This is a genomic window from Streptomyces sp. NPDC049915 (genome assembly GCF_040656475.1).
Taxonomy (GTDB): Bacteria; Actinomycetota; Actinomycetes; order Streptomycetales; family Streptomycetaceae; genus Streptomyces.
On record NZ_JBFAMH010000007.1, the window covers coordinates 39,130 to 63,571 of the forward strand.

The 24,442-nt window shown below is 71.8% G+C and carries 18 protein-coding genes and 2 pseudogenes; 6 read left to right on the top strand and 14 right to left on the bottom strand.

All coding sequences use genetic code 11. The features are described 5' to 3' along the window. Positions 1–16: 16 nt before the first annotated feature. The 5 genes and pseudogenes from AB0J12_RS14515 to AB0J12_RS14535 form a co-directional block, all read right to left on the bottom strand. A pseudogene (locus AB0J12_RS14515) lies at positions 17–1,250 on the bottom strand (RNA polymerase sigma factor). 138 nt (positions 1,251–1,388) lie between these two features. Next, positions 1,389–3,293 (bottom strand): DNA primase, encoded by a 1,905-nt coding sequence (gene dnaG, locus AB0J12_RS14520; protein WP_363264622.1) that lies wholly within the window; start codon positions 3,291–3,293, stop codon positions 1,389–1,391. 38 nt (positions 3,294–3,331) lie between these two features. Then, positions 3,332–4,597 (bottom strand): FAD-dependent oxidoreductase, encoded by a 1,266-nt coding sequence (locus AB0J12_RS14525; protein ID WP_363264623.1) that lies wholly within the window; start codon positions 4,595–4,597, stop codon positions 3,332–3,334. Positions 4,598–4,741: 144 nt separating this feature from the next. After that, positions 4,742–5,998: a deoxyguanosinetriphosphate triphosphohydrolase gene (locus AB0J12_RS14530; RefSeq protein ID WP_363264624.1), complete on the bottom strand. Its 1,257-nt coding sequence runs from the start codon at positions 5,996–5,998 to the stop codon at positions 4,742–4,744. A gap of 111 nt (positions 5,999–6,109) precedes the next feature. Then, positions 6,110–6,961, bottom strand: coding sequence for a sirohydrochlorin chelatase (locus AB0J12_RS14535; RefSeq protein WP_363264625.1), 852 nt, complete (start codon positions 6,959–6,961; stop codon positions 6,110–6,112). Between the two features lie 161 nt (positions 6,962–7,122). On the opposite strand from AB0J12_RS14535, the gene AB0J12_RS14540 reads away from it, so the two are divergent. Beyond that, a complete protein-coding gene (locus AB0J12_RS14540) occupies positions 7,123–7,794 on the top strand; it encodes an ElyC/SanA/YdcF family protein (RefSeq protein WP_363264626.1) in 672 nt (223 codons plus the stop codon). Positions 7,795–7,897: 103 nt separating this feature from the next. Further along, a complete protein-coding gene (locus tag AB0J12_RS14545) occupies positions 7,898–10,081 on the top strand; it encodes a molybdopterin oxidoreductase family protein (RefSeq protein ID WP_363264627.1) in 2,184 nt (727 codons plus the stop codon). On the opposite strand, the gene AB0J12_RS14550 is transcribed toward AB0J12_RS14545, so the two are convergent. After that, positions 10,068–10,499, bottom strand: a complete 432-nt coding sequence (locus AB0J12_RS14550) for a gamma-glutamylcyclotransferase family protein (protein ID WP_363264628.1) — start codon at positions 10,497–10,499, stop codon at positions 10,068–10,070. The genes AB0J12_RS14545 and AB0J12_RS14550 overlap by 14 nt on opposite strands. 129 nt (positions 10,500–10,628) lie before the next feature. Between AB0J12_RS14550 and AB0J12_RS14555 the strand changes: the two genes are divergently transcribed. Continuing rightward, entirely contained in the window at positions 10,629–12,302 is a 1,674-nt protein-coding gene (locus tag AB0J12_RS14555) for a M4 family metallopeptidase (protein ID WP_363264629.1), read from the top strand. Between the two features lie 71 nt (positions 12,303–12,373). On the opposite strand, the gene AB0J12_RS14560 is transcribed toward AB0J12_RS14555, so the two are convergent. Next, entirely contained in the window at positions 12,374–13,516 is a 1,143-nt protein-coding gene (locus AB0J12_RS14560; RefSeq protein WP_363264630.1) for a phospholipase D-like domain-containing protein, read from the bottom strand. Positions 13,517–13,889: 373 nt separating this feature from the next. Here AB0J12_RS14560 and AB0J12_RS14565 point away from each other — a divergent pair, with 373 nt between their 5' ends. Both AB0J12_RS14565 and AB0J12_RS14570 read left to right on the top strand, forming a co-directional pair. After that, positions 13,890–14,411 (top strand): hypothetical protein, encoded by a 522-nt coding sequence (locus tag AB0J12_RS14565; RefSeq protein WP_363264631.1) that lies wholly within the window; start codon positions 13,890–13,892, stop codon positions 14,409–14,411. Between the two features lie 207 nt (positions 14,412–14,618). Continuing rightward, positions 14,619–15,242 carry a class F sortase gene (locus AB0J12_RS14570; protein ID WP_363264632.1) on the top strand — a complete coding sequence of 208 codons (624 nt, stop codon included), beginning with the start codon at positions 14,619–14,621 and terminating at the stop codon, positions 15,240–15,242. Positions 15,243–15,266: 24 nt separating this feature from the next. Here AB0J12_RS14570 and AB0J12_RS14575 read toward each other — a convergent pair. From AB0J12_RS14575 to AB0J12_RS14595, 5 genes and pseudogenes are all read right to left on the bottom strand, one after another. Further along, positions 15,267–15,870, bottom strand: a pseudogene (locus AB0J12_RS14575) (response regulator transcription factor). 153 nt (positions 15,871–16,023) lie between these two features. Next, entirely contained in the window at positions 16,024–16,371 is a 348-nt protein-coding gene (locus AB0J12_RS14580) for a hypothetical protein (protein WP_363264633.1), read from the bottom strand. Between the two features lie 136 nt (positions 16,372–16,507). Beyond that, positions 16,508–16,858, bottom strand: a complete 351-nt coding sequence (gene nirD / locus AB0J12_RS14585) for a nitrite reductase small subunit NirD (RefSeq protein ID WP_363264634.1) — start codon at positions 16,856–16,858, stop codon at positions 16,508–16,510. Next, positions 16,855–19,506 carry a nitrite reductase large subunit NirB gene (gene nirB, locus AB0J12_RS14590; RefSeq protein WP_363264635.1) on the bottom strand — a complete coding sequence of 884 codons (2,652 nt, stop codon included), beginning with the start codon at positions 19,504–19,506 and terminating at the stop codon, positions 16,855–16,857. The genes nirD and nirB overlap by 4 nt, the downstream gene beginning before the upstream one ends. After that, complete coding sequence (locus tag AB0J12_RS14595; protein ID WP_363264636.1) at positions 19,506–20,711, bottom strand: FAD-dependent oxidoreductase; 1,206 nt, start codon at positions 20,709–20,711, stop codon at positions 19,506–19,508. The genes nirB and AB0J12_RS14595 overlap by 1 nt, the downstream gene beginning before the upstream one ends. A gap of 246 nt (positions 20,712–20,957) precedes the next feature. Between AB0J12_RS14595 and AB0J12_RS14600 the strand changes: the two genes are divergently transcribed. Beyond that, positions 20,958–21,431 (top strand): excalibur calcium-binding domain-containing protein, encoded by a 474-nt coding sequence (locus AB0J12_RS14600; protein ID WP_363264637.1) that lies wholly within the window; start codon positions 20,958–20,960, stop codon positions 21,429–21,431. Positions 21,432–21,446: 15 nt separating this feature from the next. Here AB0J12_RS14600 and AB0J12_RS14605 read toward each other — a convergent pair whose 3' ends face one another. Further along, positions 21,447–23,735 carry an FtsX-like permease family protein gene (locus AB0J12_RS14605; RefSeq protein WP_363264638.1) on the bottom strand — a complete coding sequence of 763 codons (2,289 nt, stop codon included), beginning with the start codon at positions 23,733–23,735 and terminating at the stop codon, positions 21,447–21,449. Further along, entirely contained in the window at positions 23,732–24,403 is a 672-nt protein-coding gene (locus AB0J12_RS14610) for an ABC transporter ATP-binding protein (protein ID WP_363264639.1), read from the bottom strand. Before AB0J12_RS14610 ends, AB0J12_RS14605 begins: the two co-directional genes overlap by 4 nt. Positions 24,404–24,442 lie beyond the last annotated feature (39 nt).

The window sequence follows — 24,442 nt, forward strand, 5'->3', positions numbered from 1 at the left end:
CCGGGCGACCCGCCGTTCAGTCCAGATAGCCCCTCAACTGGTCGGCGAAGGCGTGGTCGCGCAGCTTGCCGAGGGTCTTGGACTCGATCTGCCGTATCCGCTCGCGGGTCACGCCGAAGAGGCGGCCGATCTCCTCCAGGGTGCGCGGGCGGCCGTCGATGAGCCCGTACCGCAGCTGGACGACCTTGCGCTCGCGCTCCCCGAGCGTCGACAGCACCGCCTCCAGGTGCTCCCTGAGCAGCAGGAACGCGGCCGACTCCACGGGGGAGGCCGCGTCGCCGTCCTCGATGAGGTCGCCGAGCGCGACGTCCTCCTCCTCACCCACCGGCGCGTGCAGCGACACCGGTTCCTGCGCGAGGCGCAGCACCTCGCCGACCCGCTCCGGCGCCAGCTCCAGCTGGGCGGCGACCTCCTCGGGGGTGGGCTCGTAGCCGCGCTCCTGCAGCATGCGGCGCTGCACCCGCACGACCCGGTTGATGAGTTCGACGACGTGGACGGGCACGCGGATGGTGCGGGCCTGGTCGGCGAGCGCCCGGGACATGGCCTGGCGGATCCACCAGGTGGCGTAGGTGGAGAACTTGTAGCCGCGCGCGTAGTCGAACTTCTCCACGGCCCGGATCAGCCCGACGTTGCCCTCCTGCACGAGATCGAGCATGGTCAGCCCGCGGCCGATGTAGCGTTTGGCGACCGACACGACGAGGCGCAGGTTGGCCTCGATGAGCCGCCGTTTGGCGAGGCGGCCCTGGACGACGAGCCGGTCCAGGTCGTGGGCCAGCCGGCTGTCCAGGTCGGGGGTGTTCGTGAGCTTCTCCTCGGCGAACAGGCCGGCCTCCACGCGCCGGGCGAGGTCGACCTCCTCGGCGGCGGTGAGCAGCGGGATGCGGCCGATCTCCCGCAGGTACTGGCGGAACAGGTCGGCGGAGGGCCCGCTGGTCTCGGCGCGGGCGGGCGCCGCCTCGACGGGCTCGGGCTCCGTCGCGGCCTCGTACCCGGCCTCCGTTTCGGCTTCCGTTTCGGCTTCGGCTGCCGCTTCCGCGAGGGCTTCGGCCGGCGGCTCGGTGGGCTCGGGCATGGCCTCGGGGTGGTGCGCGGCGGGGCTCTGCGGCGGGACGGCGGCCAGGAGGTCCGCCTCCGCGTCCGCTTCCGCGCCGTCGGTACTGTCGCTCTGGACGAGGGTCTGGGTCTGCACGGGGGCGACCTCCAGGGGTGATCGCTGCTGAGGTGAGCGGACCGCGCGGGTGTGGGACCAGTGGGACGGATCGGCCGCGCTCCGGGGACTCAGGCACCGCACCCAGTGTGGAGTACGACACATCGCGGAAACGAGGGGCGTGCGATGACTTTTTGCGTCCGGTCCGTGACGGGCTGGTGATCCCGCGGGGCAGGCCGGGTCAGAGCGCCGCGGCCCCGTGCGCCCGAAGTGCCTGGTCGTACTGCTGGAGGACCCACAGCTCGTTCTGTACGGCGGCCAGGGCGGCCGGGTCGCCGGCGGCGCCGAGGCGGGTCAGCTGGGACTGGATCTCGGTGATCCGGCGTTCCACGGCCCGGCGGCGGACGGTGACCAGGACCGTGCCGGCGTAGGTCTCGTCGACCGTGCGGCGCAGGATCGCCTCGACGGCCAGCTCGGTCACCATGGCGCGCACCCGGTCGTCGGGGGCGGCCTCGCGGACGCGGACCAGGTACTCCTGGCCGTCCGCGACGCCCTGCTCGGCGCCGCCCGCGTCCAGGACCGCCTGGCGTACGGCGGCGTACGGCGGCGCGGTGAACTCGTCGATGCCGTACGCGTCGAAGGCCGGGGAGACCAGTTCGGGGCGTTGCAGGGCGAGCTTGAGCAGTTCGCGTTCGGTGGCGTAGACGGGGTTGCGCAGGGTGAGGGCCGGGCCGGAGAACGCGGGTCCCGCGGTGGCCGCCCACTGCTGCCGGTCCGACTGCGCGGCCGGCGCGGGGCCCTTGCCGCCGCGGTCGCGGGCCCAGCGGGCCAGCTGGGCGACCCGCTTGACGACGAACTGTGTGTCGAGGATGCCGAGCATCCCGGCGAGCTGCACGGCGACCTCGTGCTGGGCGCCGCTGTTCTTGATGCGGGCGACGACCGGGGCCGCCTCGTCGAGGGCTGCGGCGCGGCCGGCCGGGGTGTCCAGGTCGTAGCGGGCGACCATCTGGCGCAGCGCGAACTCGAACAGCGGGGTGCGCGGTTCGACCAGGTCGGCGACCGCCTCGTCGCCCTTGACGATGCGCAGCTCGCACGGGTCCATGCCGTCGGGCGCGATCGCGATGTAGGTCTCGGCGGCGAACTTCTGGTCGTCCTCGAAGGCGCGCAGGGCCGCCTTCTGACCGGCCGCGTCGCCGTCGAAGGTGAAGATCACGCGGGCCGAGCCGTTGTCCATCAGCAGGCGGCGCAGGATCTTGATGTGGTCGGTGCCGAAGGCCGTGCCGCAGGTCGCGATGGCGGTGGTGACACCGGCGAGATGGCAGGCCATGACGTCGGTGTAGCCCTCGACGACGACCGCGCGGGAGGACTTCGCGATGTCCTTCTTCGCCAGGTCGATGCCGTACAGCACCTGGCTCTTGCGGTAGATCGCCGTGTCGGGCGTGTTGAGGTACTTCGGGCCGTTGTCCGCCTCGTACAGCTTGCGGGCGCCGAAGCCGACGACGTCGCCGCCGATGTCCCGGATCGGCCACATCAGGCGGCCGCGGAAGCGGTCGATGGGGCCGCGGCGGCCTTCCTGGGCGAGGCCGGAGAGCAGCAGTTCCTTGTCGCTGAAGCCCTTGCCGCGCAAGTAGCGCACGAGGTGGTCCCAGCCCTGGGGGCTGTAGCCCACGCCGAAGTGCAGGGCGGCGTTCTGGTCGAAGCCGCGCTCGGCGAGGAAGATCCGGCCGGCGTCGGCCTCGGCGCTGGTGGCGAGCTGTTCGGCGTACCATTCGGCGGCGACCTTGTGGGCCTCGACCAGGCGGATGCGTTCGCCGCGCTGGTGGGCGGGGTTGTAGCCGCCCTCCTCGTAGCGCAGGGTGATGCCGGCCTGGCCGGCGAGGCGCTCGACGGCCTCGGAGAAGGTCAGGTGGTCGACCTTCATCACGAAGGCGATGGTGTCGCCGCCCTCCTGGCAGCCGAAGCAGTGGAAGAGTCCCTTGCTCGGGCTGACCTGGAAGGACGGCGTCTTCTCGTCGTGGAAGGGGCACAGGCCCTTGAGGTTGCCGCCGCCCGCGTTGCGCAGCTGGAGGTACTCGGAGACGACGGCGTCGATCGGGACAGCGTCCCGAACCGCCTTCACGTCCTCGTCTCTGATCCGTCCTGCCACGTGGAGATTCTACGGGGCCGGAGTGACACTCCCGATGCTCAGGAGGCCAGGCCGTCGAGCGGGACGTGCGGATCGGACAGGGCCTCCAGGTCCACCGGTGTGCGGGAGCTGATCAGTCTCTGGATGGGCTCTGTGACATCCCACACGTTCACGTTCATTCCGGCCAGCACGCGCCCCTGCTTCACCCAGAACGCGATGAACTCCCGCTTCCCGGCGTCCCCGCGGATCACCACCTCGTCGTACGTCCCCGGGGGCGCCCATCCGCTGTACTCCATGCCCAGGTCGTACTGGTCGGTGAAGAAGTAGGGCACCCGGTCGTAGACGAGCTCCTTGCCGAGCATGGCGCGGGCGGCCGCGGGGCCGCCGTTCAGGGCGTTCGCCCAGTGCTCCACCCGCAGCCGGGTGCCGAACAGGGCGAGCGGGAAGGAGGCGACGTCACCGGCCGCGTGGATGTCGGGGTCGGACGTGCGCAGCCGCTCGTCCACCACGACGCCGCCGCCGTGCGCCCGGTCGGCGATCTCCAGGCCGGCCGCCTCCGCGAGGCTGGTGCGGGGCGCCGCCCCGATCGCCGCCAGCACGGCGTGCGCCGGATGCTCCTCGCCGTCGTCGGTGCGGGCGGCGAGGACCACGCCGTCCTGGCCGACGATCTCGGTGAGCCGCGCTCCGAAGTGGAAGCGGACGCCGTGCTCGCGGTGCAGTTGCGCGAAGACGTTGCCCAGTTCGGGTCCGAGGACGCCGTGCAGCGGGGTCGGTGACGGCTCGATCACCGTGACCTCGGCGCCGTACCCGCGGGCCGCCGCGGCGACCTCCAGGCCGATCCAGCCGCCGCCGGCGATCACGAGGTGGCCGTTGTCCCGGCCGAGCGTGCTCAGCACGCCCTTGAGCCGCTCGGCGTGCGCGAGGCGGCGCAGGTGGTGCACGCCGGCCAGGTCGGTGCCCGGGATGTCCAGCCGGCGCGGCTCGGCGCCGGTCGTCAGCAGCAGCTTGTCGTAGCGGACGAGGGTGCCGTCGTCCCCGAAGCGGACCGTCTTGGCGGCGCGGTCGATGGCGTCCACGGTCTGGCCGAGGTGCAGCTCGATGTCGTTCTGCGCGTACCAGGCGGGTTCGTGCACGAAGACGCTGTCGCGCTCGTCCTTGCCGAGGAGGTAGCCCTTGGACAGGGGCGGGCGCTCGTAGGGGTGGTCGCGCTCGTCGCTGATCAGTATCACGCGCCCGTTGAAGCCCTCCGCCCGGAGCGTCTCGGCCGCCTTGGCGCCGGCCAGGCCGCCTCCGACGATGACGAATGTCTGGTCCGCGTCGACCACTTGATGCCTCCTCGTAAGGGTGCCGCCACAAGGGAGCGTCCCGCACGGAGCGTGATGGGGGAAGAGGGTGTGGCCCGATCAGGCCACGGAGGGTCACATTGGGTTGCGTCCGGATGCGTGTTCAGGGCACATGCGTCTCCAGTGTCACGCCTGTCTTGTCAGCCTGGCGTGAAGGGAACGAGCCGAGGCGTCGGTGAGCGAGGCGATCTGGTCGACGATCACCCGTTTGCGTGACCGGTCGTCGCCGGCCTTGTCGAACAGGGCGCGGAACTGCGGGTCCAGGCCTTCGGGGGCGCGGGCGGTGAGTGCGGCGGCCAGTTCCAGGACGACGACGCGCTGGTCGGCGCGCAGCCGCTCCTGCTCGTCGCGCTGCATGACGTACCGGTCGGCGACCGCCTTCAGCACCGCGCACTCCAGCCGGGTCTCCCACGGGACGACCAGCTCGGCGGCGTACCGGGTGATCCGTCCGCCGCCGTACGCCTCCCGGGTGGCGGCCTCGGCGGCCAGGCAGAACCGGCCGATGAGCTGGCTGGTGGCGTCCTTCAGCCGGGCCTGCGCGACGGCCGAGCCGTCGTAGCCGTGCGGCCACCACTCCTCGTCCAGAAGCCGGTCCAGGGCGGCCGCCAGTTCCCCGGGGTCGGTGTGCGCGGGCACGTACCGGCCGATCGCGACCTGGAAGACGTCCCGCCGCTCGGGCTCGGCGTGCAGGCAGACGGGGTCGATGTGGCCGGCGTGCAGTCCGTCCTCCACGTCGTGCACCGAGTAGGCGACGTCGTCGGACCAGTCCATGACCTGCGCCTCGAAGCACGCGCGCGTGCCGGGGGCCTCCTTGCGGACCCAGTCGAAGACCGGGCGGTCGTCCTCGTACACGCCGAACTTCCCCGACGACGGGTCGGTGGGGTGGGCGCCGCGCGGCCAGGGGTACTTGGTGGCGGCGTCCAGGGCGGCGCGGGTGAGGTTGAGGCCGACGGAGCCCTCCTCGGTGAACCGCTTGGGCTCGATGCGGGTGAGGAGCCTGAGGGACTGAGCGTTGCCCTCGAAGCCGCCGCAGTCCTGCGCGAACTCGTTCAGCGCCTGTTCGCCGTTGTGGCCGAAGGGCGGGTGGCCGAGGTCGTGCGAGAGGCAGGCCGCCTCCACGAGGTCCGGGTCGCAGCCGAGGGCCGCGCCGAGCTCTCGGCCCACCTGGGCGCACTCCAGGGAGTGGGTGAGGCGGGTGCGGGGGCTGGCGTCCCAGGCGGACGCGCTGCGCTCGCCCGGCGTGACGACCTGGGTTTTGCCGGCGAGCCTGCGCAGTGCCGAGCTGTGCAGGACTCGGGCCCGGTCGCGTTGGAACGCCGTGCGGCCGGGGCGTTTTTCGGGTTCGGGAGCCCATCGTTCGGTGTCCTGCGCGTCGTACGGCATGGTTCGACAGTAAGCGGGGGGTGTGACAAACGTGCGCCTACGCGTCTGCCGAGTTCTGTTTTCGTGCGGGTGCGGGTTGTCCGTGGCCGGTCGCGCAGTTCCCCGCGCCCCTCAGGCTGCTGTGCTCACCCGCGTTGCCAGTGCCTGGTCGTATCTGCTGAGGATCAGGCGGGCCATCGCCGGGTGGGCTCCCAAGGGCTTTGTCGCCATCCACGGCGTGGCCTTCGCGCACTGGGTCGCGAAGCGGCCGGGGGCCGTGAAGCAGGAGGCGACCGCTATGCGGTGGCGGCCTCTTGCCGTGAGTGCCCGGATCGCCGTCTCCACCGTCGGGGTCGCCGCCGAGGCGTAAGCCGGGACGACAGGAACGCCCAGGCGGTCGGCGAGGAGGTGGGCCGTGCGGCGGGTGTCCGCTGCGGAGTCGGGGTCGCGGGAGCCGGCGGCGGCCAGGACCACGGCGCTCGCGCGGCGCTCGGAATCCGTCATCCGCACCGGCCAGCCGGCCTCGGTGAGGCGGGCGTACAGGGTTTCCACCAGGAGCGGGTGGGGGCCCAGTGGTGCGGCCACGCGTGCGCGTACCCGGGAGGCGGCCACCAGGTCGGGGATGTCGCGCTTGACGTGGTAGCCGCGGCTGAGCAGCAGCGGGACCAGGACCGCCTCGGTGTCGCCCAGGGCGGTGAGGGTGTCGGAGAGCAGGGGGGCGTTGAGCTCGATGTGGCCGAGGTGCACGGGCAGCGCGGGGCGCAGTTCGCGGACGCGCTCCAGGAGGGTGCGGACGGTGCTCAGGGCGCGCGGGTCGCGGCTGCCGTGGGCCACGAGGACCAGGGCGGGTGCGGCGGGACGGCGTCGGCCGTCGGGGCGGACCAGGCGGAGCCGGCCGGTCAGCTCGGTGCTGATCGCGCTCATCAGGTGCTGCGCGGTGCTGTCGAGGTGGGCTTCGTCGCGGGAAGGGTTCGACGCCGTCATGGAAGGATCCTGGCGTCGTGAGGTTGCGTCGCCGTTGCGTGACCGTGACGGCTGTCTTTTCCTGGGGCTCACCGCGGGCCCGTGCGCGGTGTGAGCGAACCGGACCGGGTGGCGGCGCGTCCTGATGCATCGGGACCGATCAGGAGGGGGCACAAGAAGCGATGCGCCGTTGGAGACTGCCACGCACGCGTACCGGACAGCGCCGGCTGGTGCAGGCGGTGATGGCCCTGTGCGTGCTGGCGCTGTCCCCCGCGACCTGGATGTACGCCGTCACCGGCGACCGGCTGCGCGGTGCGGCCGACGTGCCGCACACCGAGGTCGCCGTCGTCTTCGGCGCGGGTCTGTGGGACGGGGAGCCGTCGCCGTATCTGGCGCACCGGCTGGACGCGGCGGCCGCCCTGTACCGGGCGGGGCGCATCGAGGTCGTGCTGGTGACCGGGGACAACAGCCGCGCCGACTACGACGAGCCGGACGCCATGCGGACGTATCTGCGCAAGCACGGTGTGCCGACCGAGCGGATCGTCAGCGACTACGCGGGGTTCGACACCTGGGACTCCTGCGTGCGGGCCAGGAAGATCTTCGGGGTGGACCGGGCCGTGCTGATCAGCCAGGGCTTCCACATCCGGCGTGCGGTGGCACTGTGCGAGGCGGCGGGGGTGACGTCGTACGGCGTCGGCGTGGACGAGTGGCACGACGTGACCTGGTACTACGGCGGGACCCGGGAGGTCTTGGCGGCCGGCAAGGCGGCGCTGGACGCCCTCTTCCGGCCCGATCCGCGCTTCCTCGGCCCCAAGGAGCCCGGCGTGGCGCGGGCGCTGGCGAGCAGGCGCTGACCCTCGCCTCACCGTGCCCCGCCGGCCGCGGGGAGGTCGCCGTCCCGGCCGTGTAACACCATGCCGTGCGGACCCGTAACACGGCCGACGCAGGCTGAGGGGCATGCAGAACACCGCGACGCCCACGCACTGCCCGTACTGCGCGCTGCAGTGCGGGATGAATCTGACGCCCACCCCGCAGGGGACGGTGGAGGTGACGGAGCGCGCGGACTTCCCGGTGAACCGGGGCGCGCTGTGCGGCAAGGGACGTACCGCGCCGGCCGTGCTGGCGTCGAGCGTCCGCCTGACCTCGCCGCTGGTGCGCTCCGCCGAGGGCACGCTGGTGCCGGCGTCCTGGGAGGAGGCGCTGGACCGGATCGCCGGGGGGCTGCGCCACGCGCGCGTGCAGAGCGGTCCGGACGCGGTGGGCGTGTTCGGCGGGGGCGGCCTGACGAACGAGAAGGCGTACACCCTGGGCAAGTTCGCGCGGGTGGTGCTCGGGACGTCCCAGATCGACTACAACGGGCGTTTTTGCATGTCGTCGGCCGCGGCTGCGGGCATGAAGGCGTTCGGTCTGGACCGGGGGCTGCCGTTCCCGCTGGAGGACATCCCGAAGACCGGCTGTGTGATCCTGGTCGGCTCCAATCTCGCCGAGACCATGCCACCGGCGCTGCGCTACTTCCAGGAACTGCGGGAGAACGGCGGCACGCTGATCGTCGTCGACCCGCGGCGGACGCGGACGGCCGAGCAGGCCGACCTGCATCTGGCGCCCCGGCCGGGCACCGACCTGGCGCTGGCGCTGGGCCTGCTGCACCTGGTCGTCGCCGAGGGCCGCGTCGACGAGGCGTACGTCCGGGAGCGCACCTCGGGCTGGGAGGAGGCGCGGGCGGGGGCGATGGCGCACTGGCCGGAGTACGTGGAGCGGATCACGGGGGTGTCCGTTCCGGAGCTGCGCGAGGCGGTGCGGATGTTCTGCGAGCCCGAGGCGGCGATGGTGCTCACCGCGCGCGGCCCGGAGCAGCAGTCCAAGGGGACGGACACGGTGGGCGCGTGGATCAACCTGTGCCTGGCGACGGGGCGGGCGGGGCGGCCGCTGTCCGGGTACGGGTGTCTGACCGGGCAGGGCAACGGGCAGGGCGGGCGCGAACACGGCCAGAAAGCCGACCAGTTGCCCGGCTACCGCAAGCTGGACGATCCGGCGGCCCGGCGGCACGTGGCCGCGGTGTGGGGCGTGGATCCGGACACGCTGCCGGGGCCGGGGCGCAGCGCCTATGAGCTGCTGGACGCGCTCGGCACCGACATTCGCGCCCTGCTGCTGATGGGCTCCAACCCGGTGGTGTCGGCGCCGCGTGCCGCGCACATCGAGGAGCGGCTGCGGTCGCTGGACTTCCTCGCCGTGTGCGACGTCGTGCTGTCGGAGACGGCGGCCCTCGCGGACGTCGTGCTGCCGGTGACGCAGTGGGCCGAGGAGACCGGGACGACGACGAACCTGGAGGGCAGGGTGCTGCTGCGCCGGCAGGCGCTCACACCGCCCGAGGGGGTGCGCAGCGACCTGGAGGTGTTGCACGAACTGGCCGTGCGCTTCGGGGTGGAGAAGGGTTTCCCGGCCGACCCGGAGGAGGTCTTCGAGGAGCTGCGCAGGGCGAGCGCGGGCGGGCCCGCCGACTATGCGGGGATCACCTACCGGCGGCTGGCCGAGGGCGACGGCGTGTTCTGGCCGTGTCCGGCGCCGGGCGGGGACGGACCGGACCCTCAGGACGGTGAGGACGCCGTTCTCGACGCGCCCCTTCAGGACGACGACCCGGCCCGCGAGGCGCCCGGCCCGCATCCGGGCACGCCGCGGCTGTTCCTCGACCGGTTCGCGACGCCCGACGGCCGGGCCCGGTTCGTGCCGGTGTCGCACCGGCCGGCGGCGGAGGAGCCGGACGAGGAGTACCCGGTGCTGCTCACCACGGGCCGGGTGGTCTCGCAGTACCAGTCGGGCGCGCAGACCCGCCGGGTGGAGGAGCTGAACCGGGCGGCACCGGGGCCCTTCGTGGAGCTGCATCCGCGGCTCGCGGCCCGGCTGGGTGCGGCGGAGGGCGACCCGGTGACCGTGGTGTCGCGGCGCGGGCGGGCGGTGGCGCCGGCCCGGATCACGACGGCGATCCGCCCGGACACGGTGTTCATGCCGTTCCACTGGCCGGGCGAGGGCCGCGCCAACACGCTGACCAACCCGGCCCTGGACCCGACGTCGCGGATGCCCGAGTTCAAGGTGTGCGCGGTACGGCTGGAGGCGGCCGGGGCCGCGCAGGTCACCTCCGGGTGAGCCAGTCGCCGCTCTCGATCGGCGTCCCCCGCGCCCGCAGTCGTGCCGCGACGGCGGGCGCGGCGACGTACACCCACGCGCGGACCGGGGTGCCGTCGCTGTCCCGGACGGCCGGCCGTGCGACGCGGTCGTACAGGCTGCACGGGTCGCCCGGGACGCAGTTCTCCAACTGATCGAGCGCGAGAAGCAGTTCGCCGTAGGCCTGCGGCCGTGCCGTCACCAGTTCGCCGCTCACCGCTCCCCCGCTCTCCTCGACGGCGTAGGGGTAGCCGGGTCCGTCGTAGAGCTTCAGGCCGGACATCCGCGCCGGTTCCTCACGCGCCGTGCGACCGCGCAGGAACAGGTCGTGGTTGGGCTCGCCCGGGCGCAGGGTGCCGTAGACGAAGAACGGGAGGTGCGGCGGGGGCGGGAGGGTCACAGAAACGATTCTCTCTCCTCACACACCTCCCCGTACGCGCTATGGACATGACATGTCGGGGGCCTCTTAAATCTGGGTCAGCATCTGCGCCGCCCCCACGCGCCCCAAGGCGCCTTTCCGAGGAGACCGATGAGTCGGATACGGCAGCACGACCCGGAGTCCCGCACCCACCGCAGCTCCCGCAGATCCCGTCTCGCCGCCGCCGGCGTGGCCGCCACCACCGCGGCCCTGCTGGCCGCCGCCCTCTCCCCCACCGCGCAGGCGGCCGACCGGCCGACCCGGGCCACCGCGATCGCCCACGCCACGGACGTGCTGCGCTCCCACGCGACCGCGCTCGGCCTGACCGGCGCCGTCAAGACCACGGTCCGCGACGTGATCGTGGACAAGGACGGCACCCAGCACGTGCGGTACGACCGCACCTACCACGGACTGCCCGTACTGGGCGGGGACTTCGTGGTCCACCTCGCCCCCGACGGCAGCTACCGCGGCGCCTCGCGGGCGACGAAGTCCACCGTCTCCCTGTCGGGCGTCACCCCGAAGATCGCCGGTCCCAAGGCCGCCGACCTGGCCGCGAACGCGCTGCGCGCGGTGAACCTCGGCGAGACCCTGCGCCGGCTGACCGCCAAGCCCGAGCTGGTCGTCGACGCCCTGCACGGCGCACCGAAGCTGGCCTGGCGCACCAACGCCGTCGCGCAGGACGCCCAGGGCAACCCGGTGGCCCGCACGGTCCTCACCGACGCCACCAGCGGCACCCAGATCGACGCCTGGGACAGCCTGGAGCACGTCAGCGGCGACGGCAAGTCGCTCTACAGCGGCACGGTCGCGCTGGAGACGACCCAGTCGGGCTCGTCGTACCAGCTCAAGGACCCCACCCGCGGCAACACCTACACCGGTGACGCGGCGAACAAGACCGACCTGTGCTTCCTCAACATCTGCTTCAGCCGGGCGCCCTCGACGGTCTTCACGGACGCCGACAACCACTGGGGCACCGGCGCCACCGCCGACCGCGCCTCGGCCGCCGTCGACGCCCAGTACGGCACCGACGAGACCTGGGACTACTACAAGAACGTGCACGGCCGTAACGGCATCGGCGGCGACGGCAAGGGCTCCTACAACCGCGTCCACTACGGCAACGCCTACAACAACGCCTTCTGGGACGACAGCTGCTTCTGCATGACGTACGGCGACGGCGACGGCACCACGTTCGGCCCGCTGGTCGCCCTCGACGTCGCCGGGCACGAGATGACCCACGGCGTCACCTCCAAGACGGCCGCGCTGACCTACTCCGGCGAGTCCGGCGGGCTCAACGAGGCCACCTCCGACATCCTCGGCACGATGGTGGAGTGGTACGCGAACAACTCCTCCGACACCGGTGACTACCTCATCGGCGAGAAGATCGTGAAGTCCGGCTTCGGCAAGGCCGCCCTGCGCTTCATGGACAAGCCGTCCAAGGACGGCAACTCCGCGGACTACTGGAGCAGCACGGTCGGCAACCTCGACGTGCACTACTCCTCGGGCGTCGCCAACCACTTCGCGTACCTGCTCGCCGAGGGCAGCGGCGCGAAGACCATCAACGGCGTGAGCTACGACTCGCCGACGTACAACGGCTCGAGCGTCACCGGGATCGGGCGGGACAAGGTCGGCAAGATCTGGTACCGCGCGCTGACGGTCTACATGACGTCGTCGACGAACTACGCGGGTGCGCGCACGGCGACCCTGAACGCGGCGAAGGACCTCTACGGCGCGGGCAGCGCGGAGTACAACGCGGTGGCGGCGGCGTGGAGTGCCGTCAACGTCAACTGACCTGTGCGAGAGCCGCCGTACCGGCGAGGGGGCTGCCCTCACCGGTACGGCGTTCGCCTGTCCTCTCCGCTTCAGGAGACGGTCGTCGCGTAGGAGCGGAGCAGGTCGAAGTTCTGCACGTACGCGTCGTGCGGGGCGGCGCCCTCCAGCCGCAGCAGTGCCTCGTCGTTGTCCCGCAGGGAGGACTCGTCGAGGTTGTGCGAGCCGGTGAAGGTCCACTTGGTGTCGGGGTGGCCGGCGTAGTTGCCCTCGATGGTGAGGTACTTGGAGTGCACCAGGTAGCCGTCGGTGGTGTTCAGCTTCTTCAGCGAGAGGTTGGCGTGGCCCTTGAGGGCGGCCTCGTCGTTGCTGTTGGCGTACACGATCTGCACCGAGCAGCCCTGTCCGGCCAGGCCGACCAGCGCCTGGACGACCGCGTCACGGTGCAGGGCGAAGGCGGCCACGCGCACGATGGACTTGTGCGTGGCGGTGCCGACGGTGGTGTTGCCGGTACAGGAGACGTTGTCGAGGACGTCGGCCACGACGTCCCCGGTGGACTGCGGGAAGAAGTAGTACTTCTCGGTGCCGACCTTGGCGGTCGTGTAGTAGTTGTTCGTGCGCTTCTCCGCCGCGAGGTCGTTGAAGTAGTTCACGTACGCGGTGTACAGGTCGGTGTTGCCGACCACCGTGTAGGCGTTGTTGAAGTACTTGTCGACGTTCACCGAGGTCTGGTTGGCGGAGGCCTGGATGACCACGTCCTCGGCCACGCCCGCGTCGCCGACGCGGGAGAACGTGAAGAACTTGTTGTGGTTGATCGGGTTGGTGCCGCCCGTCGCGATGCAGGCGCCCTGGCTGCCGCACACGTGCACCCAGGAGGTCGCCGACATGCTGGTGCCCAGCTCGGCCTTCAGGCTCGCGACGGCGGTGGAGTCGGCGTACGCCGCGTCCAGCACGACGCGGATGTCGACACCGCGCTGGTGGGCGCGGATCAGGGCGTCGGCGTAGTCCTGGTCCTTCAGCGCGTACAGGCTCGCGCGGATCAGGCGGCCCGGCTGGGTGTTGTCGATCGCCTTGATGATGTGGTCCTTGACGGCGTTCTGCTCGGCCGTCGTGCCCTTGGGGTTGTTGAACACCGCTCCCGTGACGATGGGGGCGTCGGCCGCGCTCGAGACACCGGTGCTCGGCAGGAACATGGTGGTGGCCAGAAGGGCGGTCACGAGAAGGTGCTTGCGCACGCGGGGGCTCCCGAAGATCGTCTTGGATGCGGGCACCAGATGAGACCACACATCTCCACGGTTTCGCCATGCCCATGACCGAGAGGGTCCGGCCCTGTACCGGCGCCCCCGGTCGGCGGTCGTGTCGACCCCGTCGTGACACCCGGAGTGCGAGGCACCACCCGTTCACACCGGTGGGTCACGCCTATCGGGTGCACTTCTCCATGCCCCTGCCCGGCGCGTCTGACCTGCTGAAACGGCGTCGGGAACGGCTCGTTTCGGCCGGCCGGGGCACCCGTTCGCCGCACATGTGACGGGGTTTCGAGGAGCGGGCGCGGCGTGCGGGGCCTTACCTCGGAAGGGCAGGGGCAACCGACCGCTCGAAGGAGCACCGATGCGACGCACCGTCCGCGTGCTGACCGCTGCCGCGCTCGCCGCCACCGCACTGGGCGCACTCGCCGCGCCCGGGTACGCGGCGGACACCGGCGGCCTCGAGGTGTACCCGACCACCGTGGTACCCGGCGCCGACGTCACGGTGAACACCGCGGCGTGCGGCGACGGCGGCGCGGCGTCGGGTGACGCCGGCGCGGTCGGCGCCGGCCGGTTCACGCTGGCGCCGAGCACCCACGAGGGCGACGCGATCGGGCAGTTCCGGGTGCCGCCGAGCGCGCAGCCGGGGACGTACGAGATCGTCGCCACGTGCGCGGAGGGCGGCCGCGTGGTCCGGGGCGACCTGCTGGTGGCGCTGACTCCCGAGCGCGGGCAGCTGCAGCCGCACGGAAGTGTCAAGACGGGGGTCGGCGGCGCTCTGGGCCCCGACCCCGTACAGACCGCGGCAGGCGTGGCGGCTCTCGCCGTCGCCGCCGCGGGCGGTACCTGGCTCCTGCATCGCCGGGCGAGAGGCGACGGGATCTGACGGACACCCTCCGCTGTCCGTCCGCCGGTACCGCAGGTCCCCTCCCCCTCCGGGTCCGACGCCCCTCGCGGCCCGGAGGGGGGCACGGGGCGGCGGTCCCTCCGGGAGGCCGTGACCTGTCCCGCCGTAGTCCACCCGGTCGTGGTTCGGCCGGTCCGTTCCACGGCCGTCGAGCGTTCCGAGGCCGTTTCGTCGAGAGGGGTTCCCATGCGTCGGGTCGGCAACACCGCGATAGCGGCGGTCACCGCCGCCGCCCTGTGCGCCGGTGCCTGGCTGCTGCACAGCGGCACCGCCGGGCACGCCCCGCCGCAGCCGTCGGCCGCCGAGGCGTCCGCCGACCCGGGCTCCGAGGGCTCCGCCGCCCCCGCGCTGCCGCCGTCCCCGCCCGACCGGATCCGCATACCCTCGATCCGCGTGAACGCCCCGCTGATGGGCCTGTCCCTGACCCCGGCCGGCAGCCTGGACGTCCCGCCCGCCGGCCGCAAGAACCTGGCCGGCTGGTACGAGGCCGGCACCACCCCCGGCGAGCGCGGCACCGCGATCGTCGCCGGCCACGTCGACAACGCCGACGGCCCCGCCGTCTTCTACGACCTCGGCGCGCTGAAGAAGGGCGCCGCCATCGAGGTGGACCGGCGCGACGGCGGCACCGCGGTGTTCACCGTGGACGCCGTCGACGTCTACCGGGCCGAGAACTTCCCCGACGAGAAGGTCTACGGCGCCGCCCACCGCCCCGAGCTGCGCGTGATCACCTGCGGCGGCGGCTACTCCCGCACGACCGGATACCAGGGCAACGTGGTCGTCTTCGCCCACCTGAGCGGCAGCCGGCGCTGACTGCGGCGCGTGTCCGGGGTGGGATCAGCCGGCGTCCTCCAGGTAGCGCAGCACGGCCGGCACCCGGCGGTGGCCCGCCTCGGAGGGCGGCAGGTCGAGCTTGCCGAAGATGTTCGCGACATGCTTCTCCACCGCCCGCTCGGAGACGGTGAAGGCCGTGGCGATGCCGTGGTTGGTGCGGCCCTCGGCCATCAGCGCCAGCACCTCCCGCTCGCGCGGGGTGAGCGCGTCCAGCGCGCTGCGGCGCCGGCTCGCGCCGAACAGCTGCGCCACCACCTCCGGGTCGAGCGCGGTGCCGCCCGCCGCGACCCGCTCCAGCGCGCCGACGAACTCGCCGATGTCGACGACCCGTTCCTTCAGCAGATAGCCCGACGCCGGACGGGTCGCCCAGCAGCCGCGCCGCGTGCGCCGTCTCGACGTACTGCGAGAACAGCAGCACCCCGGTGCCGCGGTGCTCCTCGCGCAGCCGTACGGCGGCCCGCACCCCCTCGTCGGTCTGGGTGGGCGGCAGCCGGATGTCGACGACGGCGACGTCCGGGCCGTGCGCGGCGACCGCCGCGAGCAGCGCGTCCGCGTCGGCGACCGCGGCGGCCACCTCGACGCCGCGCAGCTGGAGCAGCTGCCCAATCCAGCCGAGCAGCGCGGCGGCAGACGGCGCTGCATCGCCGTCAGCCCGCGCACGAGCCACGGCGTCAGCAGCAGGAAGCCGATCCCGCCGACGACCGCGTGGAAGGCCCACGCCCCGGCGAAGGTGGGCCCGCCCCAGGCGCTCGCGTAGTCGTCACCGGCGCGCAGCGGCCAGAGCAGGTTCATCGGCACGAGGGAGAAGCCGTAGAAGGTGACGGCGGCGGCGAGCAGGTTGAGCGGGGGGGGACAGCAGGGCGTGCGCCAGGCCCGTGCGGGAGCCCGCGGGCAGGTCGGCGCCGAGCAGGCGGCGCAGCAGTTCCCGCTGCCGGCGTCCGGTGGGCGCGCCCAGCAGGGCGAGCGGCACACAGACCAGGCCGACGGGCAGGGCGAGCACGGCGTAGGCGGTGCGCCGCCAGGACGCGGCCGTGAACGGTTCACGGACGATGCGCCACACGTGGGCGGCGGCGGAGTCGGCGGAGTGGGAGCGGTGCGCGAGAGCCATGACGGATGCCTCCGGACGGGCTGCTGGATGCGGTGCGTCCAGCAGCCCGTCCGGAGGCGTCCCGAACGAGGGTGCTGCCACGGAAGCCGGGGGTTCGGTTTACCCCACCCCCTGCGGAAGACCGCGGGGCCGTGCGTCAGCGGGCGCGGACCTCGTAGGCCCTCACCCGGACCGTCTCGTCGTCCAGGCACTCCCCCGTCGCCAGGTCGAAACGCTGCTTGAGCAGCGGGGAGGCGACGAACGGGCGGCCCTGGTCGGTGCCGGTCAGGCCGCGGGAGAGGACCGCCGCGCCGGTGAACGGGTCGCGGTTGTCCAGGGCGTACAGCGAGCCCGAGCGGTCCTGGAAGACGGCCACCTGCCGGCCGTCGGGCAGCAGCGCCGCCACCCCGCGCCCCGGGATCAAGGCGCTCAGGTCGCACACCGTGAACCAGTCGTCGGCGAGCTGGAGCTGGACCTTCAGGTCGGTGGTCTCGAGTGCCAGGGTCATCGCTGGGCGCTTCCTTCCAGGACGTCTGCCGGGTCTGCGGTGGGCCGCATGCCGATGGACAGCAGCGGCAGGTCGGGCTTGATCTGGTCGCGTTCGGGGACGAAGGCGACCACCGGGTCGGGGGTGTCCGGGGCGTTCACGAAGGACACGAACCGGGCGAGCTTCTCGGGGTCGTTGACGGTCTCCGCCCACTCGTCGCGGTAGTTCGCGACGTGTGCCCGCATCAGCGCCTCCAGCTCGTCGCAGATGCCGAGCGAGTCGTGCACGACGACGTCCCGTACGTGATCGAGGCCGCCCGGGATCCGCTCCAGCCAGGTGCTCGTGCGCTCCAGGCGGTCGGCGGTGCGGATGTAGAACATCAGGAACCGGTCGATCAGGCGCACCAGTTCGGCGTCGGACAGGTCCTGCGCGAGCAGGTCGGCGTGGCGCGGGGTCGCACCGCCGTTGCCGCCGACGTACAGGTTCCAGCCGTTGGCCGTGGCGATGACGCCGAAGTCCTTCGACTGGGCCTCGGCGCACTCGCGCTGGCAGCCGGAGACGGCCGACTTCAGCTTGTGCGGGGAGCGCAGGCCCCGGTAGCGCAGCTCCAGGTCGATCGCCATGCGGACGGAGTCCTGCACGCCGTAGCGGCACCAGGTCGAGCCCACGCAGGACTTCACGGTGCGCAGCGCCTTGCCGTAGGCGTGCCCGGACTCGAAGCCGGCGTCCACCAGGCGGGCCCAGATCAGCGGGAGTTGCTCGACGCGGGCGCCGAACATGTCGATCCGCTGCCCGCCGGTGATCTTCGTGTAGAGCCCGAAGTCCCGGGCGATCTCACCGATCACGATGAGCTTCTCCGGGGTGATCTCACCGCCGGGGATGCGGGGTACGACGGAGTACGAGCCGTTCTTCTGGAGGTTGGCGAGGAAGTGGTCGTTGCTGTCCTGCAGCGCGGCCTGTTCGCCGTCGAGGACGTACACGCTCGCGCCGATCGCCGGGGCGAGGGAGGCGATGATCGAGCCGACGGCCGGCTTGCAGACCTCGCAGCCGTCGCCGCCCCTGGCGCCGTCACGGCCGTGGCGGTCGAGGAGCTCCTGGTACGAGGCGATGCGCAGCGCGCGGACGATCTCGTACAGCTCCTCACGGGTCTGGGAGAAGCAGCCGCACAGGCCCTTGTCGACCTCGACGCCCGACGCCTCCAGCTCCGAGGTGACCAGCTGCCCGAGCACCTTGACGCAACTTCCGCAGCCGGTACCGGCCTTGGTGCACTTCTTCACCTCCGGCACGGTGGTGCACCGGTGCTCGGTGACCGCACCACGGATGGCGCCCTTGGTGACGTTGTGGCAGGAGCAGATGATCGCGTCGTCGGGCAGCGCGGAGGGCCCGAGCTGGGCGCCCGAGTCGGCGCCGGCGGGCAGGACGAGGGACTCCGGCGCGATGGGCGGGACGGAGCCGGTCAGCGCCCGCAGGGTGCCGTACGCCTCCGCGTCGCCGACCAGGATGCCGCCCAGCAGGGTGCCGTCGCGGCCGATGACCAGCTTCTTGTACAGGCCGGCGCGGGAGTCGGAGTAGACGACGTCCAGGCAGTCCTCGCTGGTGCCGTGCGCGTCGCCGAAGGACGCCACGTCGACGCCGAGCAGCTTGAGCTTGGTGGACAGGTCGGCGCCGGTGAAGGCGGCCTCGTCGTCGGCGATGGTCGCGGCCGCGGTCTGGGCCTGCTCGTAGCCCGGCGCGACCAGCCCGTACACCCGGCCGTCCACCGCCTGCGCGCACTCGCCGATCGCGAAGACGTGCGGGTCGGTGACGGTACGGCACTGCGCGTCGACGGTGATGCCGCCGCGCTCCCCGACGGTCAGGCCGCAGTCGCGGGCGAGCTGGTCGCGGGGCCGGACACCGGCGGAGAAGATCACCATGTCGGTGGCGATCTCGCGCCCGTCGGACAGCTTCATGCCGGTGACCGCGCCGTCGTCACCGGCGAGGATCTCCTGCGTGCCCACGCCGGTGTGCACGGACAGTCCCATGTCCTCGATGGTGCGCAGCAGGGCCGCGCCACCGCCGTCGTCGACCTGCACCGGCATCAGCCGCGGCGCGAACTCCACGATGTGCGTGTCGACGCCGAGGCCCTTGAGCGCTCCGGCGGCCTCCAGGCCGAGCAGCCCGCCGCCGACGACGGCGCCCGTGGACGCCTTGCCGCCCGCGTACTCCTCGATGGCGAGCAGGTCCTCGATGGTGCGGTAGACGAAACAGCCGGTGGCGTCCTTGCCGGGGACGGGCGGGACGAAGGGGTAGGAGCCGGTGGCGAGGACCAGGGTGTCGTAGGTGAAGACCTGACCGGACTTCGCCGTGACCTTCCTGGCCGTGCGGTCGATGCTCTCGGCGGGATCCCCGATGTACAGCTCGATCCCGTGGTCCTTGATGAACTCCATGTCCGTCATGGACAGGTCCTCGGGCGTCCTGCCCGAGAAGTACGAGGTGAGGGCGACACGGTCGTAGGCGGGGCGCGGCTCCTCGCACAGCACCACCACGCGGTGGGTGGCGGTCAGCCCGCGCTCGGCGAGCGCTTCGAGGAAGCGCTGGCCGACCATCCCGTGGCCGACGAGCACGATCGTGGGGGTGTCCGTGGCGACCGTGGGGGTGGCCGGGGTGTCCGGGGTGGTGTCCGAGGACATCAGGAGCCTCCGTCATGGGTGAGCAGGTGGAGCAGCGGGCCGCCGTTCGTCGGGAGCGGCTCTGCTCCCTCCCAGGCGCGGGCGAGCGCGCCGACGGTGCCGAGTTCGCCGACGAGGACCCCGCCGACCAGGCGGTCGTCGCGGACGACGACCTTGCGATAGGTGCCGCGGGTGGCGTCGGCGAGCTGCACGACGTCGTCGCCGGGCAGCGCGACGGTCTCGCCGAACGCGGCGAGGTCGAGACCGGCGAGGGTCAGACGGGTCAGGGAACGGGTGCCGGTGTAGCGGGCGGCGCCGTTCCCGGCGATCACCTCCGCGAGGACGTCGGCCTGTTCGAGAGCGGGAGCGGCAAGACCGTAAAGGTTGCCGTCGTGCTGCGCGCAGTCCCCGAGGGCGTGGACGCGGGGATCGGACGTGCGCAGTCGGTCGTCGACGAGGACGCCCTTGTGCACGGCGATCCCGGCGTCCTTGGCGAGCCCGACGCGCGGGTGCACGCCGCAGGCGAGGACGACGAGTTCGGCGTCGAGGGCGAACCCGTCGGCCATCTCCACGGAGCGCACCGCGCCGCCGACGCAGCGCACGTCACGCACCCGGCACTCGGTGTGCACCTCGACACCGAGTCCGGTCAGATGCCGGTGGACCAGCGCCGACGCGTTCGGGTCGAGCTGGCGCTCCATGAGCCGTTCTGCCTGCTGGGCGAGCACGACCTGCGCGCCGCGGACGGCGAGCGCGCGGGCGGCGGACACGCCGAGGAGCCCGCCCCCGATGACGACGGCCTTCACACCGGGCCGTACGGCCTTGGACAGCCCGAGGCAGTCGTCCAGGGTGCGGAAGGCGTGCACGCCGTCGGGAAGTTCGTGATCCGGGGTGAACAGCCCCCGCAGCGGCGGCAGCACGGAGTTGGAGCCGGTGGCCAGCACCAGCGTGTCGTAGACGATCTCGGTGCCGTCGGCGCAGCGCACGGTGCGCTCGGCCCGGTCGATGCCGGTGACACGGGCGCGGACCAGGCCGGCGGTCGCCGGGAGGGCGATCACGTCGGGGCTGTAGCGCCCGGCCAGCACCTCGGCGAGCAGCACCCGGTTGTAGGGCCGGTGCTCCTCCTCGCCGACCAGCGTGGCGGCCACGCCCAGCTCACCGAGCCGCTGGGCGAGACGTACGCCCGCGAGCCCGGCGCCGATCACCACCACACGCGTTTTCGAGGTCATGCCATTGAGCGTGCGGCGCGGGTGTTTCCCGGTGGGTTCACCTCTGTTTCCCGCGCGGAACGCTGCCCTCAGCGGGGGTGGGGGGTGCCTGTGAGGGATCCGAGGGGCTTTTCGGGGCCGGTGTGAGGACGCGCCCCGGGACGCCCCCGCCCGCCCCCCATCACAAAACGGCCACAACGCCTTCACAAGCGAGGGTGCTGCATTAGGTTCGTCAAACGATCAACTGTCACATCGGAGAGCGACCGCATGACGAACCCGTACACCACGCCGTCCCCGACCCGCCCGCGCTGGGCGCGCAAGCGCTACGCCGTCCCGGCCCTGCTGCTGACCCTGTTCCTCGGCGTCGGCATCGGCGCGAGCGGCGAGCAGGACGGCACGACGCCGGACGCCAAACCGGTGGCGGCGAGCCCCGCCCCGACGACCACGGTGACCGCCACGGCGACGGTTACGGCGACGCCGACGCCGACGGCCTCTGCGAAACCCCAGCCGGCGGTGACGGTCACGGAGACGGTGAAGGTGACGGCGACGAAGACGGTCACGGCGGAGCCGGCGGAAGACGTGGCTTCCGGCGGGGACTCGGGATCCGGCTCGGGCGGGGGGAGCGCGTACTACGCCAACTGCAGCGAGGCCCGGGCGGCCGGCGCGGCCCCGCTGTACGCGGGCGACCCCGGCTACTCCTCGCGCCTCGACCGGGACGGCGACGGGGTCGCGTGCGAGTGACGCGGGTGCCGGGTCTCAGTCCCGCCGGATCAACTCGGGGTCGATCCGCCGCCCGATGAGGGGCAAGGATCCGAGCGCGGCGACGAGGACGGCCCCGAGGGCACACCCGATCAGCAGGGGCACCCCGTCCCCGTCCCAGAAGATGTCCCCACCCCCCGTGACGAGATAGCTCGACTCGGCGGCCTTCCCGGCCACGACAGCGAACACCAGCCCGACAGCCAACGGCACGACGACCTGCGCGACCTGGACACCCCTCAGCGTCCAGGGCCTCGCCCCGAGGAGCGCCAAGGCGGTGACCTGAGAACGCCGCTCGACGGCCCGGTCGGCGGAGGCGACGAGGTAGGCGGCTACGCCGATGACGAGGCCCAGGACCATGCCGGCGCCAAGGAGCGTCTTGACGATGATCAGCTGCTCCAGCGATTCGACGTTGATGCCGTCCGCCATGACTTCCGCGGTGGGATCGATGCCGCCGATTCCGTCGAGAACAGAGCGGACTGTGTCGGGACCGGAGCCACTGGCGAGGATCAGCGTCGCGCCTTCGGGGCGGAAGGCGGACGGCAGAAGGGACGGGGGAAGGAGAACGTCGCCACTGTTGACCGATGAGACACCTGGGGTGTCGTGGAAGCGAATCCTCTGCGCGGGCACCCTCAGCGGCATCACCCTCAGTGCCCCTTTGCCGTTCCTCAGGTGGAAGGTGAAGGTCTTTCCCGGCTTGCTGTCCTCCCAGATCGGCTGACGCGGGTTGTCCAACAGCGTCGGTCGACCGTCCACACAGCCTTCGACCGCGAAGACGATGTGGCGCAACTGACCGCACGTCGCAATCACCACGTTGATGGACGGCGGCATTTCGGCCTTCGGGTCCTCCCAGGACTGGGCCAGAACCGCATGTCCCCTGACCCCGGGCACACGCTCAAGAGCGTGCTGCTGCTCCACACCGACCTCGTCCATGGACAGCCGGTACGTCTGGATGTCCGAGACGTTCTTCGTGACTTGATCGAATTCGATCAGCACTCCTTGGACGAGGGACGCACTGAACACCAGCAGCACCAGCCCTGTGACCACACGCAGGGCGCCACCATGTTCCGTTTCGTTGCGGCGCATGGCGAGCCCCAACGAGACCGAGCTGGTCGAGCGAGCAATACATTGCGCCAGGACCCGGGACAGCAACGGCAGGCTGAGCACCAGCCCCGTCCCGACGAGTACGACGGCGAGCGGCATCAAGAGCGACGAGATCTTGGTGTCGTTGGGGGCGTGCCCGGTGGCTCCCGCCACGCAATATCCGGCGACGATACCCAGGCCGGGGATGAGCGGCAGGAGTCCCCATTTACGCGGGGGCTTCGCAACAGCGCCGCGTCGGACCCCGAGCGGATCGGCCGCTGCCCGCCGGGCACCCATCCGTCCCACACACCAGGCCAGCGCCGGACAACCCACGAGGCAGACGAACAGTGTCGTGCCGGGCAACGCCCCATCGGAAGGGAACCACTTGAATCCGGGCAGCCCGATACGGGAGACGAGTTGGTTGACGACCCAGTACACCCCCAGACCGAAAACAGCACCGGCCAGGGCCGCGACGACCGTCTCGGCCGCATTGACGCGCTGGACTCCCTTGCTGCTCATTCCAAGAAGCCGGAGAGCGGCCAGTCGGCGGGCTCGTGACGCGGCCGAGAGGCGGGCACAGACAGCGAGGAATACGCCGAGCGGAAGCAGGACGACTCCGGCCATCGCGAAACGGACAATGTTCAGTGCTGACGACTCCACCGTGGGAAACCAGGCATACGACGTGCCGAAGCCCGTCATAGGGGAGCCGGCCCTGAGATCGTCCCGTGCGACACCGACGTACGCGTAGAGCTCGTCAGGCCGGGCAAGCCCCGCAGGCGTAATGCGCGCACGCTCCTTGCCTGGGAGCAGCTGTGACAGGCCGGGCTCCTGGCGGAGCAGGTCGTGCAACCGTGGAGAGACGAAGACCTCACCCGGCGCCGGGAACGTGCGCAATCCCGGTGGCGGCGGCACAGGATCGGTCCCCGTGGCGAGAAAGACACGTGTGAATCGGTGGGAACCGTACGGATCCGTTCTCATGAGTTCCAGAGCCGTCTTGTCGCCCGAGTTGCACAGGCTCTTGCCCACGCAGTTCGGTTGGCGGGCTGCCTGCCGGGCGTCCTGCGCTTTGAGGATTCCCGGAATCGCGAGAACGAAAGCCAGGCAGCAGACCGCGACCGCACCACCCGCGACCATGAGGAGAAAACGCACTCTGTTTCCACGCCCGCTGCCCAGCAGCAGTCGGAGCCCCAGGGCCAGTTCTTTCATGAGGCTTCCCGCTCGTAGGGGGCGAGCATGCCGTCCCGCATCCGATAGTGGGTATCCGCGCGGGCCGCCACCTCCGGGTCGTGGGTCACCAGTACCACCGCGGTGCCCTGAGATTTGGCCAGTGCGAGGAACTCGTCCAGAACGGCTGTGGCGTTGGCGCTGTCAAGTGAACCCGTGGGCTCATCGGCGAACACGACAGCCGGCTGATGCACCAAAGCCCGTGCCACCGCGACGCGTTGTCCCTGGCCGCCGGACACCTGCGACGGGCGGCGCTGCTTCAGCTCAGCCAGCCCCAGCCGCGACAGTACGGCCCCCGCGGCAGCCAACGCTTCGCCCTTGCGTTGTCCGGCAAGGCGCAACGGCAGTGCCGTGTTCTCCTCCACCGTCAGTTCGGGGAGAAGCTCTCCGTACTGGAACACGAAACCGAACCGTTCGCGACGCAAAGCGCTGAGTTCCTCGTCGCCCAGTTCTCCGAGCACACGCCCTTCGAATCGGACTTCGCCGCGGGCCACCGGAAGCACCCCGGCAAGGCAGTACAGGAGCGAGGACTTGCCGGAGCCGCTCTGCCCCGTGATCGCCACGACCTCACCGGGGCGGAGCGAGATGTCCGCGTCCCGAACGGCTACCGTGGCGCCGTAATGGAGTTCGACACCCCTGGCGGAAAGCACTTCTGACGTGTTGATGATGTTCCCCTATGCCGAGCAGGG

Bases quoted from the DNA above. Each gene is read 5' to 3' on its own strand.
- AB0J12_RS14530 (WP_363264624.1), bottom strand. From the start codon at position 5,998: ATGCCGTACGACGCGCAGGACACCGAACGATGGGCTCCCGAACCCGAA.
- AB0J12_RS14535 (WP_363264625.1), bottom strand. From the start codon at position 6,961: ATGACGGCGTCGAACCCTTCCCGCGACGAAGCCCACCTCGACAGCACC.
- AB0J12_RS14540 (WP_363264626.1), top strand. From the start codon at position 7,123: ATGCGCCGTTGGAGACTGCCACGCACGCGTACCGGACAGCGCCGGCTG.
- AB0J12_RS14545 (WP_363264627.1), top strand. From the start codon at position 7,898: ATGCAGAACACCGCGACGCCCACGCACTGCCCGTACTGCGCGCTGCAG.
- AB0J12_RS14555 (WP_363264629.1), top strand. From the start codon at position 10,629: ATGAGTCGGATACGGCAGCACGACCCGGAGTCCCGCACCCACCGCAGC.
- AB0J12_RS14565 (WP_363264631.1), top strand. From the start codon at position 13,890: ATGCGACGCACCGTCCGCGTGCTGACCGCTGCCGCGCTCGCCGCCACC.
- AB0J12_RS14570 (WP_363264632.1), top strand. From the start codon at position 14,619: ATGCGTCGGGTCGGCAACACCGCGATAGCGGCGGTCACCGCCGCCGCC.
- AB0J12_RS14580 (WP_363264633.1), bottom strand. From the start codon at position 16,371: ATGGCTCTCGCGCACCGCTCCCACTCCGCCGACTCCGCCGCCGCCCAC.
- nirD (WP_363264634.1), bottom strand. From the start codon at position 16,858: ATGACCCTGGCACTCGAGACCACCGACCTGAAGGTCCAGCTCCAGCTC.
- nirB (WP_363264635.1), bottom strand. From the start codon at position 19,506: ATGTCCTCGGACACCACCCCGGACACCCCGGCCACCCCCACGGTCGCC.
- AB0J12_RS14595 (WP_363264636.1), bottom strand. From the start codon at position 20,711: ATGACCTCGAAAACGCGTGTGGTGGTGATCGGCGCCGGGCTCGCGGGC.
- AB0J12_RS14600 (WP_363264637.1), top strand. From the start codon at position 20,958: ATGACGAACCCGTACACCACGCCGTCCCCGACCCGCCCGCGCTGGGCG.
- AB0J12_RS14605 (WP_363264638.1), bottom strand. From the start codon at position 23,735: ATGAAAGAACTGGCCCTGGGGCTCCGACTGCTGCTGGGCAGCGGGCGT.